This is a genomic window from Pseudomonas sp. HP_01 (assembly GCF_055284355.1).
Genome location: NZ_JBTOPV010000022.1, coordinates 1 through 15,227 on the forward strand (window position 1 = coordinate 1; position 15,227 = coordinate 15,227).

The 15,227-nt window shown below is 60.8% G+C and carries 12 protein-coding genes; all 12 read left to right on the forward strand.

Features of this window, described 5'->3' with window-relative positions; translation table 11 throughout:
• The first annotated feature begins 514 nt into the window (after positions 1 to 514).
• The 12 genes from ACYAR8_RS13325 to ACYAR8_RS13380 all read left to right on the forward strand — a co-directional run bounded on the left by ACYAR8_RS13325 (position 515) and on the right by ACYAR8_RS13380 (position 15,205).
• Positions 515 to 3,409, forward strand: coding sequence for a glycosyltransferase family 2 protein (locus ACYAR8_RS13325; RefSeq protein WP_463580130.1), 2,895 nt, complete (start codon positions 515 to 517; stop codon positions 3,407 to 3,409).
• A 25-nt stretch (positions 3,410 to 3,434) separates the two neighbouring features.
• Positions 3,435 to 4,436: a UDP-N-acetylglucosamine 4,6-dehydratase (inverting) gene (gene pseB / locus ACYAR8_RS13330; RefSeq protein ID WP_074893033.1), complete on the forward strand. Its 1,002-nt coding sequence runs from the start codon at positions 3,435 to 3,437 to the stop codon at positions 4,434 to 4,436.
• A complete protein-coding gene (gene pseC / locus ACYAR8_RS13335) occupies positions 4,433 to 5,611 on the forward strand; it encodes a UDP-4-amino-4,6-dideoxy-N-acetyl-beta-L-altrosamine transaminase (protein WP_463580131.1) in 1,179 nt (392 codons plus the stop codon). The genes pseB and pseC overlap by 4 nt, the downstream gene beginning before the upstream one ends.
• A 30-nt stretch (positions 5,612 to 5,641) precedes the next feature.
• The gene (pseF, locus tag ACYAR8_RS13340) at positions 5,642 to 6,349 is read left to right on the forward strand and encodes a pseudaminic acid cytidylyltransferase (RefSeq protein ID WP_463580132.1); all 708 of its coding nucleotides are present in this window, start codon (positions 5,642 to 5,644) and stop codon (positions 6,347 to 6,349) included.
• Positions 6,349 to 7,452 (forward strand): UDP-2,4-diacetamido-2,4,6-trideoxy-beta-L-altropyranose hydrolase, encoded by a 1,104-nt coding sequence (pseG, locus tag ACYAR8_RS13345; protein ID WP_463580162.1) that lies wholly within the window; start codon positions 6,349 to 6,351, stop codon positions 7,450 to 7,452. Before pseF ends, pseG begins: the two co-directional genes overlap by 1 nt.
• A 70-nt stretch (positions 7,453 to 7,522) precedes the next feature.
• Entirely contained in the window at positions 7,523 to 8,575 is a 1,053-nt protein-coding gene (gene pseI / locus ACYAR8_RS13350) for a pseudaminic acid synthase (protein WP_463580133.1), read from the forward strand.
• A gap of 1,006 nt (positions 8,576 to 9,581) precedes the next feature.
• Positions 9,582 to 10,514 carry a ketoacyl-ACP synthase III gene (locus ACYAR8_RS13355; protein ID WP_463580134.1) on the forward strand — a complete coding sequence of 311 codons (933 nt, stop codon included), beginning with the start codon at positions 9,582 to 9,584 and terminating at the stop codon, positions 10,512 to 10,514.
• Between the two features lie 117 nt (positions 10,515 to 10,631).
• Positions 10,632 to 11,927 carry a motility associated factor glycosyltransferase family protein gene (locus tag ACYAR8_RS13360; protein ID WP_463580135.1) on the forward strand — a complete coding sequence of 432 codons (1,296 nt, stop codon included), beginning with the start codon at positions 10,632 to 10,634 and terminating at the stop codon, positions 11,925 to 11,927.
• Positions 11,924 to 12,172 (forward strand): hypothetical protein, encoded by a 249-nt coding sequence (locus tag ACYAR8_RS13365; RefSeq protein ID WP_074893010.1) that lies wholly within the window; start codon positions 11,924 to 11,926, stop codon positions 12,170 to 12,172. Before ACYAR8_RS13360 ends, ACYAR8_RS13365 begins: the two co-directional genes overlap by 4 nt.
• 288 nt (positions 12,173 to 12,460) lie before the next feature.
• Positions 12,461 to 13,591, forward strand: a complete 1,131-nt coding sequence (locus ACYAR8_RS13370) for a flagellin N-terminal helical domain-containing protein (protein ID WP_074893008.1) — start codon at positions 12,461 to 12,463, stop codon at positions 13,589 to 13,591.
• 298 nt (positions 13,592 to 13,889) lie between these two features.
• Positions 13,890 to 14,741: a flagellin domain-containing protein gene (locus ACYAR8_RS13375; protein WP_074893005.1), complete on the forward strand. Its 852-nt coding sequence runs from the start codon at positions 13,890 to 13,892 to the stop codon at positions 14,739 to 14,741.
• Positions 14,742 to 14,815: 74 nt separating this feature from the next.
• Positions 14,816 to 15,205 (forward strand): flagellar protein FlaG, encoded by a 390-nt coding sequence (locus ACYAR8_RS13380; protein ID WP_463580163.1) that lies wholly within the window; start codon positions 14,816 to 14,818, stop codon positions 15,203 to 15,205.
• Positions 15,206 to 15,227 lie beyond the last annotated feature (22 nt).

The following is a 15,227-nucleotide window of genomic DNA, read 5'->3' on the forward strand; positions in this document are numbered from 1 at the left end:
GGCCCCGCCCCCCCGCCCCCCCGGCGCCCGCCCCCCCCGCCCCCCCCCCCCCCCCCCCCCCCCCCCCCCCCCCCCCCCCCCCCCCCCCCCCCCCCCCCCCCCCCCCCCCCCCCCCCCCCCCCCCCCCCCCCTACACTGGGTGTGCAGCGTCCCACTGCTCACGGTTGTCTGCAGGCTCCTTGACCTTATATTCGCCTTGAATCCCTGCTGACGGCTTCCCGGCTCAAGCCGGTCCCACATCCGCGTTCATATCCGTTCTCACTGACTGCACGCGCTGCTTTAGTGGGACCGGCTTCAGCCGGGAAGAGGCCCGCATCTGCACCCTCGATTTTGCGGTGTGACGAATAACGCGCTCCCCACCAAATCCAGTCCCTCCCACTGCGCGCAGTCCCGCCATCCAGAGTTGGCGTGCTTCCTGCTTCGTCTCCCCGATATCGCCATTGATCATCTTTTTGACGCCTGGCCGCATCACAGGGAAAACGTAATGCACCGTCATCCATCTTCGGGAAATACCATGCCGCTCGATGCCCAACTGACTCTCGTAGTCCTCACCCATGACCGGCCCGCACTCTTGCGCCGGACGTTGCAGTACTACAGTTCGTTGTCGGCCCACGTGCTGGTGCTGGATGCTTCGCTGCAGTCAGCCGCAGACATTGCCGCGCTTTTCCCGCAGGTGGATTACCGCCACGTGCCGCAGTTCGCCGATACCGGCATTCAGAGCAGGATCGCCTACGGGGTGACCCAAGTGGCCACGCCGTTCATGGCGTTCGTGGGCGACGAAGATTTTCTGATGCATGACGCGCTGGCCCGGTCGGTGGAATTCCTCGCCGCCAACCCGGATTACGGCCTGTGCCACGGCTATTGCCTGATGTACCAGGCCCATGGCGACAAGGTCGAATACTTCCGCCGCGACAAAAAGGGCCCGGAAGACTTCGCGTCCGAGACCGCTGCCGAACGCGTCCTGAGCTTCATGGACCACTACATTCCGCCGTTCTACGCCGTCACTCGCACTGCGCTGCTGCAACAATGGTTTGCCGCCTTGCCCCAGGGCATCAGCGGCGAACTGCAAGAGTTCGGTCACGCGTATTTCCTGCTCTCGGCCGCCAAGGCGCGGACCCTGCCGATCCCCTACGTGGTCCGCGAGCTCAACCACCGGCTTTCCGACCGCCCGACCCACATGTTGAAAAAGCTGAGTGACAGCGATCCGTCAGCCGTCCTCGAGCGCCACGAATTCGCCGGTTTTCTGGCAGGTCTGACTTCGACCCTCGGCGAGCTGAACGCAGCCGACGGCATCGAACACGTCAAAACGACCTACGCCACCCTTCAAAGCTGTCTCGATGATCAGCGTTCCCTGGGCCTGACCAGCATCGTGGTGTCGCGCTGGAACGACGTGTTCAAACCTGCGGACCGCCAGTTCGGTCCCCGTCAGTTCGTTGAAATGCCGTTTTACAACCAGGCCTTTTTCGACGTGCTGGCCGAGATCGAGTTTCTGATCCACGCGCTGCCGGCCGGCAAGCTGCAGATGGAGCATCTCGAAGGTACTTGGGTTCAGCACGAAGTGCTGCTGCGCTCACACGGCAACGACAACCCCGAAACCATCGCCAACCGGATGTGGGAAGCGATGGCGCTGAACATCTTCAACCCGTACATCGTCGAACCGCTGGTCGGTGTGATGGCCCGCCAGGATGACCCCGAAGAAGCCGCGCAAATGTCGCGTTGGTTGCAGCGCCTGAATTCGGTCCATCGTGAAGACCATCGCGTGACCCTGGCCGGCATGCCATCGGGCCAGTTGTTGCAGTGGCTGGACGCACGCCAGCCGAGCCCGGGCGATGCACAGGCCATCCTCAGCCGCATCAGCAGCCTCGGCGGCGGGCCGCAGTTCGGCATTCTGTTGCTCGACCTGAACGATGACATGAACAAATTGCAGGTCACCCTGGACAGCCTGGTCGAAGGCCACTGCAAGACTTTCAAGGTGGTGGTGTTCACCAGTGGCGAGCCACCGGCGGCGACGAGCGCGCAAAACACCCTGCACTTCGTCAAGGTCAGCAAGAGCAACTGGGTCGACAAGGTCAATCAGATCGCCCGTCAATCCACCTGCAACTGGCTGATGCTGGCTGAAGTGGGTGATGCTTTCACCGCCGGTGGGCTGTTGCGCGCCTCGCTGGAACTGCAGGCCGCGCCTGAGTGCCGCGCGGTGTTCGCCGATGAAGTTCAACGTGAGGCCAGTGGTGCGCTGACCCACGTCATGCGCCCGGGCTTCAACCTCGACCTGCTGCTGAGCAACCCGACGCTGATGTCCCGTCACTGGCTGGTCCGCCGCGACGTACTGGTCGAGGCCGGCGGTTACTCCGCCGACTTTGCCCAGGCCGCCGAATTTGAACTGCTCCTGCGTATCATCGAGCAGGGCGGCATGGGCTGGCTGGCGCATCTGGACGAGCCGCTGCTGGTCACCGACGCACAACCCCTGGAAGAAAACCCCCAGCAACGTCTGGCCCTGACCCGGCACCTGAACAATCGCGGTTTCAAGGCCCAGATCAGTCCGGCGGCACCCGGCACCTGGCGCATCGATTACCGCCACATCCAGCGCCCGCTGGTGTCGATCCTCGTCCAGGGTGTTGACGACCTGCCGGTGCTGCAACGTTGCCTGGCGAGTGTCCTGCTGCGCACGCGCTACGCAAACTACGAAGTGCTGATCGCGGACGATCACAGCGTGTCGGCAGAACTCAGCGAATGGCTGAGCCGCCAGCAAAAAGGCCGCGTGCGCGTGATTTCCATGGATCAACCGCTGAGTCAGTCCGCGCTGATCAATGCGCTGCGCGAACAGGCCACCGGCGAATACCTGGCACTGCTCTCGGCCCATGGTGAAGTCATCAGCCCGAACTGGATCGACGCCTTGCTCAATCAGGCAATGCGTCCCGAAGTCGGCGTGGTTGGCGCCAAGCTGATCGAGCGCAACGGCACGGTCAGTCAGGCGGGTCTGATTCTCGGCATGAACGGCGGCGTGGGTTCAGCGTTCGTCGGCGAAGCGAAAGACGCAGCCGGCTACATGAGCCGTTTGCTGCTGGACCAGAATTACTCCGCGGTGTCCGACGCCTGCCTGATGGTGCGCAAGGAGATCTTCGACGCCGTCGGCGGCATGGATCAAGAGCATTTCGCCGACGCCTTCGCCGACGTGGACCTGTGCCTGAAAGTGGCCCAGGCCGGGTACCTGACGGTGTGGACGCCCCACGTGCAGTTCGTGCACTCGGGCGCATTGCCTGACGCGCCACAGACGCTGGCCGCGCTGCAAGACAAATGGTCCGGGGCGTTTGCCCACGACCTGGCGTACAACAAAAATCTGCAACTGACCGGCAAGGGCTTCACCCTCGCTTCGGCCGACGGTTCCAGTTGGGCCGAGCTGCTCGCTTAAGGCCTCCGGGTTAAAGGACTACGTCATGTTCAACGGCAAATCAGTGTTCATCTCAGGCGCGACCGGCTCGTTCGGTCGCATGTTCATCCGCTCGCTGCTGGCGCGTTATCAGCCCCGGCGCGTGGTGGTGTTTTCCCGCGATGAACTCAAGCAGTACGAAATGCAGCAGGAATTCAACGCCCCGTGCATGCGCTATTTCCTCGGCGATGTGCGCGATGCCGATCGTTTGCAGCAGGGCATGCGCGGCATTGATTACGTGGTCCATGCGGCGGCGCTCAAGCATGTGCCGGCGGCGGAGTACAACCCGACCGAGTTCATTCGCACCAACGTCAATGGCGCGGAAAACATCATTTCGGCGGCCATCGCCAACGGCGTGAAGAAGGTCGTGGCGCTGTCGACTGACAAGGCCGCCAGCCCGATCAACCTGTACGGCGCCACCAAACTGCTGTCGGACAAACTGTTCGTCGCCGCCAACAACATCGGTGGCGAAGAACAGACGCGGTTTTCCGTGGTGCGCTACGGCAACGTGGCCGGCTCCCGCGGTTCCATCGTGCCGTTCTTCAACAAGCTGCTGGCTGGCGGTGCGGTTGAATTGCCGATCACCGACCCGCGCATGACGCGGTTCTGGATCACCCTCGACCACGGCGTGGATTTCGTCATGCAGAGCTTCGAGCGCATGCACGGCGGTGAAGTGTTCGTGCCGAAGATTCCATCGGTGCGCATCGTCGATCTGGCCCAGGCCATGGCCCCGGACCTGCCGCACAAGATCGTCGGCATTCGTCCCGGCGAGAAACTGCACGAACTGATGGTGCCCCAGGACGACGCCCGGATGACTTTGGAATTCGACGACCACTACACCATCGTGCCGTCGATCCGCTTCAACAACGTCGACACCGACTTTGCCGTCGACGCCACCGGCGCACAGGGCAAGGCGGTCCACGACGAGTTCGAATACCGCTCCGACACTAACCCGGATTTCCTGTCGATCCGCCAGATCGGCGAGCTGCACGCTGACGTAAAGCCATGATTCCGTATGGCAGACAGAGCGTTGATCAGGACGATATCGACGCGGTGGTCGAGGTGCTCAAGTCGGACTGGCTGACCCAGGGCCCGACCCTCGAACGCTTCGAAGTTGTGATGGCCGAGCGCTGTGAAGCCGGTTTCGCTGTGGCCGTGTGCAACGCCACGGCGGCGCTGCACATTGCCTGTCTGGCGGCCGGACTGGGGCAGGGCGACTGGCTGTGGACCAGCCCGAATACGTTTCTGGCCTCGGCCAACTGCGGGCGCTATTGCGGCGCCGATGTGGACTTTGTCGACATCGATTCCCTGACCTGGAACCTCGACACCGACGCCCTCGCGCGCAAGCTTGAAGTGGCCGAATCCACCGGCACGCTGCCCAAAGTGCTGGTGGCGGTGGCGTTTTCCGGACAGAGCTGCGACATGCGCGCCATCAGTGAACTGGCCCGGCGTTACGGTTTTGTGGTGATCGAAGACGCTTCTCACGCGGTCGGCGCGGACTATGCCGGGCGACCGGTAGGTTGCGGCGAATTCGCCGACATGACGGTGTTCAGTTTTCATCCGGTCAAAATCGTGACCACCGGCGAAGGCGGCATGGTGCTGACCAACAGCCCCAAACTGGCCGAACGTCTGCGCCGCCTGCGCAGCCACGGCATGACCCGTGATCCGGCGCAGATGGACGAGCCAAGCCACGGCCCCTGGTATTACCAGCAAGTCGAACTGGGCTTCAATTACCGGATGACCGACATGCAGGCGGCACTCGGGCTTTCGCAGCTGAACAAGCTCGACGGTTTTCTGGCCCGGCGTCGGCAGTTGGTGGCGCGTTATCACACGCTGTTGGCCGACCTGCCGCTGACCTTGCCGACCGCTCAAGCCGAGGCCGATTCCGCGTGGCACTTGTACGTCGTGCGCCTGCAGACCGACCTGATTGCGCTGAGTCACCGTCAAGTCTTCGAAGGTTTGCGCGGGGCAGGCATCGGCGTGAACGTGCATTACATCCCGGTGCATCTGCAGCCCTATTACCGCGACCTGGGCTTCAAACCGGGTGATTTTCCCGCAGCCGAGGCCTATTACGCTCAGGCCATCAGCCTGCCGCTGTACCCCGCGATGACCGACGCGCAGCAGGATTACGTCGTTGAACAGCTTCACCGTTTGCTCGGCGAAACGAGCCCGGCGGCCATTTGATGCGAGCGAACCCATGAAAGGCCCACGAGCATGAGCGCCGTCGCCATCATCCCCGCACGGGGCGGCAGCCAGCGCATCCCGCGCAAGAACATCAAGCTGTTCAACGGCGAGCCGATGATTGCCCATTCCATTCGTGCTGCGCGGGCGAGCGGGGCGTTCGATCAGGTTGTCGTCAGCACCGACGACGCAGAAATCGCTGACGTTGCCCGCCACTATGGCGCTGACGTGCCGTTCATGCGCCCGGCGGATCTGGCCGATGCTTTCACCGGCACGGCGGCGGTGATTCAGCATGCGCTTTGTACTCTGGACGCCCTTGATCAGCGCTTTGATTACGCCTGCTGCATCTACGCCACCGCGCCGCTGTTGCAGGCGCGCTATCTGCGTCAGGGCCTGGAAGTGCTCCAAGCAGCAGCAGAAAAATCCTATGCGTTTTCAGTGTGCAGCTTCGGCTTCCCGGTGCAGCGTGCGCTGTTGATCGACAGCGACGGCAGCCTGGGCGCGATGCACCCGGAATTTCGCAGCGTGCGCTCCCAGGACCTGCCCGTCGCCTATCAGGACGCCGGCCAGTTCTATTGGGGCCGCAGCGATGCGTGGTTGCGCGGCGATACGGTGTTTTCCGAACTCAGCCTGCCGGTGATTCTGCCCCGGCATCTGGTGCAGGACATCGACAGCCAGGAAGACTGGCTGCGCGCGGAATACCTTTATGCCGCGCTCAAGGCCGGCGGAGAACTGGCGTGATGCGCGTGCTGATCCGCGCCGACGCCTCGGTGATCATCGGCAGCGGTCACATCGCCCGCTGCCTGACCCTGGCCAATACGCTGCGCAACGATGGCGCCGATGTGCGCTTTGCCTGCCGCGAATTGCCGGGGCACTTGCTGCTGCGGCTGGCCGATCAGGGCTATGTCACCTATGCGCTGCCCGCACGTTATGGCGCTGAAGAAGACCAGGACATAGAGGCGGCGTTACCTTGGCAGGCGGACCTGTCGGCCTTGGCCGAAGAGATTGAGGATGAGCCGCAGTTTGACTGGGTGATCGTTGACCATTACGGGCTGGATGCGCGCTGGGAAAAGGCGGCGCGCGGTCTCGCCGATAGGGTGATGGCGATCGACGATCTGGCCAACCGGCCCCATTCGGTTGAAGTGTTGCTCGACCAGAATTACAGCGCTCAGGCGCTGGATCAGCCCTATGCCGCCTGGGTCGGGCCTGAGTGCCAGGCCTTTCTGGGGCCGCGATTTGCCTTGCTGCGCGACGAGTTTCAGTGCGAGGCCATTGCCATCAAGTCTCGGGTGGAGCGGGTGCTGGTCAATTTTGGCGGCTTCGATGCGGCCGGGCAGGTGTACGCCACGATGCTGGCGCTTCAGGCGTTCGATGACGTGCAGGTGGATTTCGTCGCCGGTCTGCACAACCCCCATTGGCAGGCGATGAGCGAGCTGGCGGCGTCCCGCCCTGAATGGCGGTTGCACACGCTGAGCGCTGATTTTTTCGCGCTGATGCAGGCCGCCGATCTGTTCATCGGCGCCGGCGGCGGCACCACCTGGGAGCGCGCGGCGCTGGGTTTGCCGACGATCTGTATTTCGGTGGCGAACAATCAGCAGCTCAATGCGCAATTGCTGGCCGAAGCGGGGGTGCATCTGTATCTCGGGCCCCATGTGCAGCTTGAGGCCGGGCGTTTGCGTGATGCTATCGAGCAGCTTTGCGGCGATGCGGTGCTACGCCGGTCGTTCGCCGAACAATCGAGGTTGTTGGTGGATGGTCGTGGTGCCCGGCGGATCGCTGACGCCTTGGCGGCCCCGGCTAACCCAGGCAGTCCCGACACCGTAACAACGGAGCAGGGCGCATGAGCCGCTGCCCGTTCCTATTTTTATCGTTTGGCCTGGTGCCGACCGACGTCAATGCAGCGAGTGAGCAACGATGAACTCTTTCAAGATCGGTTCGCGAACCATCGGTCCCGACGCGCCGCCGTTCATCATTGCCGAGATGAGCGGCAACCATAACCAGTCGCTGGATCAGGCGCTGCGCATCGTCGAGGCTGCGGCGAAGGCGGGCGCCCACGCCCTCAAGCTGCAGACCTACACCGCCGACACCATGACCCTGGACATCGCCGAGGGCGAGTTCTTCATCAAAGACCCCAACAGCTTATGGGCCGGGACCTCGCTGTATGCGCTGTATGAACAGGCGCACACGCCCTGGGAATGGCATGCGCCTATCTTCGCCCGAGCTAAAGAACTGGGGCTGCTGGCGTTTTCGACGCCTTTCGACGAGACCGCCGTGGACTTTCTCGAAAGCCTCGACGTGCCGGCCTATAAGATCGCCAGTTTTGAGAACACCGACATCCCGCTGATCCGCAAAGTGGCGGCCACCGGCAAACCGATGATCATTTCCACCGGAATGGCCAGCATCGCTGAGCTCGATGAAAGCGTGCGGGCGGCGCGGGCGGCGGGCTGCAAGGATCTGGTGCTGCTGAAATGCACCAGCACCTACCCGGCGACACCGGCCAACAGCCACGTGCGCACGATTCCGCACATGGCCGGGTTGTTTGGCTGCCAGGTGGGTTTGTCGGATCACACCATGGGCGTTGGCGTGTCGGTGGCGGCGGTGGCCATGGGCGCGACGGTCATCGAAAAACACTTCACCCTCGACCGCGCCGATGGCGGGGTCGACGCCAGTTTTTCCCTGGAACCGGCAGAAATGGCCAGCCTGGTCATCGAAACCGAACGCGCCTGGCAAGGCATGGGCCACGTGCAGTACGGCGCCACCGAAGCCGAACAGAAATCCCTGCAATACCGCCGCTCGTTGTACGTGGTGCGAGACATCGCCGAGGGCGAGATCTTCAGCGCAGACAACATTCGCGCCATCCGCCCCGGCCTCGGCCTGGCGCCCAAACACATCGATGCCGTGCTCGGGCGCAAGGCACGCCACGCCCTGAAACGCGGGGCTGCGTTGAGTTGGGATGGGGTGGGTTAGGCAAATACGGGACCGGCTGAAGCCGGTCCCACTAAAACAACGCGTGCAGTCAGTGATATTGGGTGTGAACGCAAATGTGGGACCGGCTTTAGCCGGGAAGACGGCACTCGTCACACCGCAAAATTGTCGTCGCGCACCAGGGCCTATTCCCGGCTGAAGCCGGTCCCACTAAAACAACGCGTGCAGTCAGTGATATTGGATGTGAACGCAAATGTGGGACCGGCTTTAGCCGGGAAGACGGCATACGCTACACCGCAAAATTGTCGTCGCGCACCTGGAGCCGGTCCCACTAAAACAACGCGTGCAGTCAGTGATATTGGCTGTAAGCGCGAATGTGGGACCGGCTTTAGCCGGGAAGACGGCATACGCTGCATCGCGAGATTGTCGTCGCGCACCAGGGCCTCTTCCCGGCTGAAGCCGGTCCCACTAAAACAGCGCGTGCAGTCAGTGATATTGGGTGTGAAAGCAAATGTAGGACCGGCTTTAGCCGGGAAGACGGCATACGCTGCACCGCAAAATTGTCGTCGCGCACCTGGAGCCGGTCCCACTAAAACAACGCGTGCAGTCAGTGATATGGATGTGAACGCGAATGTGGGACCGGCTTTAGCCGGGAAGACGGCATACGCTACACCGCAAAATTGTCGTCGCGCACCAGGGCCTCTTCCCGGCTGAAGCCGGTCCCACTGAAGCCTCGCAGATGTTGAACCACCCGCCACAATCCCGTGACATCTTCATGTCAATTACCTGTCTGAGCAGCGACCCGAGGTTGCGCAGCACCTGTCGGTCAGCTAAAAGCTTGTAAAACTTTTGGTGACCTGTGGGTCATAACGGGCATCTTCACTGTATCGTGTTGGCGGGCCGTGACGTCGTCGGGCTGATTCCAGAGCGATTCTGGTGTCGCTTCGCCGTGTACGTCGCCTTTTTTTCAGGCCGCAAGCCCCGGATTTTCAACGCCCCGCCTAACCGCGCCGGGTGATGTTCAGCAGTTTTTTATTGGGAAGCCATGATGATTGGCATCAAGAGCATAGCGAGTTATGTGCCCACAGCCGGCGTCGACAATTACGCCCAGGGTGCCAAATTCGGAAAGGATGAAGACTTCATCCTTGGCAAGATCGGTTCTGCTTTTCTGCCGCGTAAAGAAGACGCCCAGGAAACCTCGGACCTGTGCGTCGAAGCGGTCAACCAGCTGTTCGCTAACAACCCCGCGCTGTCACGGGACGCCATCGACGCTCTGATCGTCGTCACCCAGAACGGCGACGAAGAAGGCCTGCCGCACACGGCGGCCATCGTTCAGCACAAACTCGGCCTGCCGACCCACATCGCTGCGTTCGACATTTCCCTCGGCTGCTCGGGCTATGTCTACGGCATCTATGCGCTGAAAGGCTTTATGGAAGCGACCGGGTTGAAGAATGGTTTGCTGGTCACTGCCGACCCGTATTCGAAGATCGTCGACCCGGAAGACCGCAACACCACCATGCTCTTCGGCGACGCCGCCACGGCGACCTGGATGAGCGACGACGCCCCATGGCAGCTGGGCAAATCCAAGTTCGGCACCGACGGCTCGGGTGCAGAGTTCCTCAAGACTACTGATGGCGCGTTCTACATGAACGGGCGTCAAGTGTTCAACTTCGCGCTGGTCAAAGTGCCTGCGCACCTCAACGAACTGCTCGAAGACTCCGGCCTGCAATCCTCCGACGTCGATGCGTTCTGCATCCACCAGGGCAGCGCGGCCATCGTCGATGCGGTCGCCCGTCGGTTCGAGGACGGCAAGTCGCCGGAGAAATTCGTCAAGGACATGCTCGAGACCGGCAACACGGTGTCTTCCAGCATTCCGCTGCTGCTGGAAAAACACGTCATGAACGCCACGTGGAAACGCATCGCGGTCAGTGGTTTCGGCGTGGGCTTGTCGTGGGGCTCGGCGATCCTTTATCGTCCCTGACATCGCACCACCGGGCTGCCCCCAGCCTGCACAACGGCGACGCTGATGACTCAGGTCGCCGTTTTGCTTTCTGCACCTCTCACGGGACCGCCGTGCCAAACCGACAGGACTGCCGTCATGGGCGAGATTTTCCAGCACAACCTCGCCGTGATCGAACAGCGCTGGCCCGACGTTGCACAGCGCTTGAGCGCCGAAAGCGTCGAATCCATCCCTGCGCGGTTGATCGAAGGCCGCCAGTCGACCCTCAGCATTGGCGGCATTCAGCTCACCAGCCGCCATGATCGCCTCGCCGAAGCACAAACCCAGGCACAAAGCCTCCCGAACGATAGCCCCGTCGTGCATCTCTATGGCACCGCCCTCGGCGATTTGCAGCGGGTTTTGCTGGGCGAACATTCTCTGCAAACGCTGCACGTCCACATTCTCAACGGCGCGTTGTTCGCCTTGGTGCTGCAACTGCTGGAACAGGATGACTGGCTGTCCGACCCCCGCGTAAACCTCGCGTACGCCGACGCCCGCAGCGAGATTCAACTGCCCTTCTTTGCGTTGCCGGCTGAACTGGTGCTGGCCGACGACAGCAGCGCACGGATCCGCGACCGGCTGGTCAGTGAGGTGCACGTCGGCTTCAACAACCAGGCGTTCGCCGCCGACACCCCCGACAACGCGCGCCTGCTGGAACAGGGCAGGGCGCTGCTGCAACGGGACACCGACGTCGCGTCGCTGTTCGGCACTCAGCAGGGGTGCGACGTGTTCGTCATCGCCACGGGGCCGAGTCTGCAACAGCATTTGCCGCGCCTGTTGAGCACGTCAAACAGCGCCAACCGGCCGCTGATCATCTGCGTTGACACCGCTTACGTGCCGCTGCGCAACCAGGGCATCAGGCCGGACGTGGTGGTGAGCATCGACCACCGCATCACCCCGCGGCATCTGCCCACCGAAGGTTCCGCACACATCGCGCTGGTCTATGTGCCGGGCCAGGACGCCGCAATGCTGGAGGCCTGGCAAGGCCCGCGCTACGTCGGCTATTCCACCAGCCCGCTGTATGCACGGCTGCGCGAAGAAATCCCGAAAGCCACGTTGCACGTGGGCGGGAGTGTCATCCATCCGGCCGTCGATCTCGCGGTGAAAATGGGTGCCGCGCGAATCACCCTGTTCGGCGCCGACTTCGCCTTTCCCGGCGGCAAGACCCACACCGGCTGGCAGGACGGCGACCTGGGGCCCGCCCTGAGCATCGCCAAACACTGGGTGCGCGACGGTCGGGGCAACAAGGTCAAGACCCAGCTCAATTTCCGCAGCTACCTCATCGAACTGGAACGCTTCATCGCCCGCCACCCGCAGGTCACCTTCTTCAACACCAGCCGCGACGGTGCGCTGATCGCCGGCGCCGACTTCGACCCTGACTGGACCTTGCCATGACCCTGCCTCAACACGTCATAGAAGAAGCCCGCGAATGCGCCAAGCTGTTTCGCCTGGGCCGGGATATCGAAGGGGCGTTGAAAATGGTCGAGCTGATTGATCGGTCGCTGCCTTTGATGGACGGGGTTTCTCCCGAGAGACAGGCTGAATGGGGGAGGGTGTTGAGTGCGATTCTGGCGTGTCAGGAGCGGCAGGACTGGGTGGGGTTGGCGGATTGGCTTGAAGTCGAGTTTCTTGAGGTCTGACACTTTCCCATTGTCGGGAAGTTAGAGAAAACTCCTACATTAGTTTCAGTTTGATCTGAATTAAGCGGCCCGCAGGGGCCGTTTTTTTATGTTTTTTTAATCTCCAGTCCATTTAATAACTTAGCTGTTTTATTACCCTGCAATTGTCGTGATGGCGCAGCCTGCGCGACGTGTTTGTTGTTAAAGCCACTCTGCAGTTCGTCGATAGCTGGGCTGTAAGTTCTCCGGGAGAAATGGACTTCCCCGATACCAGAGAGCTCTCCGTTTCTATCAACGAGGGAATTAAAAATGGCTTTAACTGTAAACACTAATATTGCTTCGCTGTCTGTTCAGCGGAATTTGAACAGGTCTTCCGATTCTCTGAGCACTGCAATGACCCGCCTGTCTTCAGGATTGCGGATCAATACTGCCAAGGACGATGCTGCTGGATTGCAGCTTGCGACTCGGCTGACCACTCAAATACGCGGCATGACTGTTGCGACACGCAATGCGGGGGCGGCTATATCCATTATCCAAACGGCTGAAGGAGCATTGGATCAGTCTTTGAACAACTTGCAGCGGATGCGAGACCTCGCGGTGCAAGCTGCCAACGGTGATAAAGGGCCGAAAGAAAGAGATGCTTTAAATGCCGAGTTCCTGAAACTGACGGCCGAAGTGTCCAGGACCGCCAAAGGTACAACGTTCGGCGCTGAGTTGAATTTGCTGGATGGAAGTGCGGGGGAACTGAGTTTCCAGATTGGTGCGAATGTGGGCGCTACTGAGAAGATCAGCCTTACTCTCAGTGATGATTTTTCATCCGAATCAATCTTTGTTGCGACTGAGGATCGGGCGGCTGTTGCGGCAACTGCCACACATTCGGGCGCGGCGGCTATCGTCAAAGGTGATTACACACCGCTCTCGATTGACGGCAGCGGGTCGAGAAACATAGTCAATACCGTTACGCCCCAGATGGCGGCCGATATTGAGACGGCGAAGACCGGACTCCTTGCAGCCGAGGCAACGTTTGCAGGGATCCAGACGCCTACGCAAGCCGATGTCGACACCCTTAATGCCGCTAAAAAGGCGGTGACTGACGCTGAGAAAATCCTCGGCGATGCGAAGTCGGCAGATGAGGCTCTCAACAAACCCGCTCGTACCGAGAACATTGAATACACCATCAAGGCCATTGACGCAGCGATCGGCAAGATCAACTCCGCACGTGCGGATCTAGGTGCGAATCAGAACCGCATGATGAGCGCGATCGAAAACCTCCAGAACATGACGAAGAACGCCACTGCGTCCCGAGGCCAGATCGAAGATGTGGATTTCGCTGCGGAAACCGCAGAGATGACGAAGCAACAAACCCTCCAGCAAGCCTCCACCGCCGTCCTGGCCCAAGCCAACCAACTACCGGCAGCCGTTCTCAAACTGCTGCAATAACCCACACGCCCCTATAGATAGGGGCAACCGCGACCGGGGCGCGCCGCAGGGCGCGCCCTTCTTTTGAGAACTGGTTAACAAATCGCCGGGTCAGGTTAAAGCTTATGGGGTGTGCGCCGAAACGCTGTGTATCCCCGGACAACAAACTGCGGGGGTGGCGCTCTGGTGGCAAATAAATTTGAAAAAGCCCTCAAGCTCCTGGCAACCGCGACGATAAACATTACGTAGGTTCTCTAGGCCACACCCGGCGCTTGCCAGGGCCGGACAGCCGCAGCACACAACTAACGAGGAATTCATCATGGCTTTAGGCGTAAACACCAACGTAGCTTCCCTGGCAGTTCAAAAGAACCTGGCCAAAGCTTCCGATGCACTGTCGACTTCGATGACTCGTTTGTCTTCCGGTCTGAAAATCAACAGCGCCAAAGACGACGCAGCCGGCCTGCAGATCGCAACTCGCGAAACTTCGCAAATCCGCGGCCAGACTGTTGCAATCAAGAACGCCAACGACGGTATCTCGATCGCTCAGACCGCTGAAGGCGCTCTGCAAGAATCGACCAACATTCTGCAGCGTATGCGTGAACTGGCTGTTCAGTCCCGAAACGACACGAACGGTACTGCTGACCGTGGCGCTCTGAACTCCGAATACGCCCAAATGTCGGACGAACTGACCCGTATCGCCGGTTCGACCAACCTGAACGGCAAGAACCTGCTGGATGGTTCGGCTAGCACCGTAACTCTGCAAGTCGGTTCCAACACCGGTACTTCGAACCACATCGACCTGGTCCTGACCGGCAGCTTCACTGCTTCGGCTCTGGGCGTATCGAGCGGTACAAGTTCGATCAGCGGCGGCGACAACGCCACTGCCCACACCAACGTCGACAACGCCATCTCGGCAATCGACGCTGCACTGGCACAGATCAACAGCACCCGTTCGAGCCTCGGTGCCGCGCAAAACCGTCTGACCAGCACCATCTCCAACCTGCAAAACGTTAACGAAAACGCCACTGCTGCACTGGGCCGCGTTCAAGACACCGACTTCGCCGCTGAAACCGCTAACCTGACCAAACAACAGACTCTGCAACAAGCTTCCACCTCTGTTCTGGCCCAGGCTAACCAGCTGCCATCCGCTGTTCTGAAACTGCTTCAGTAATAACGGCTAGAGTTTTGGCGGGGGAGTATGCTTGCGTGCTCTCCCGCTTTTTACTTTCAACGAGGTGAGTGGACATGGAAATAAGTAGCAGGCTGAATTTGTCTTATTCAATGGTCCAGTCGATGCCCGCGGTGCCTGTGGTTGCTGACAAGCCGGCCGTGGCGCCTCAAGTCGTTTCTGCTCCGGCTGCTTCATCGTCGTCAGGCACATCGACAAGTAAAGACTCAGATCCCGAAAAGAAAACCGAAGAGCTGCAAGCGGCCGTCAAGCAAATGGAAAAGTTCTTCCAGTCGGTTCATCGCAACCTGGAATTCTCCATCGACGACAAGTCGGGGAAAGTGGTGGTGAAAGTGATCGCCACGGAAACAGGTGAAGTGGTGCGGCAATTGCCGTCTGCCGAAGCGCTGAAGCTCGCCGACAGTCTGAAGAACGCCAACAGCCTGTTGTTCGACGTGAAGGTTTAAATGGCATGAAATGTGAACGCTG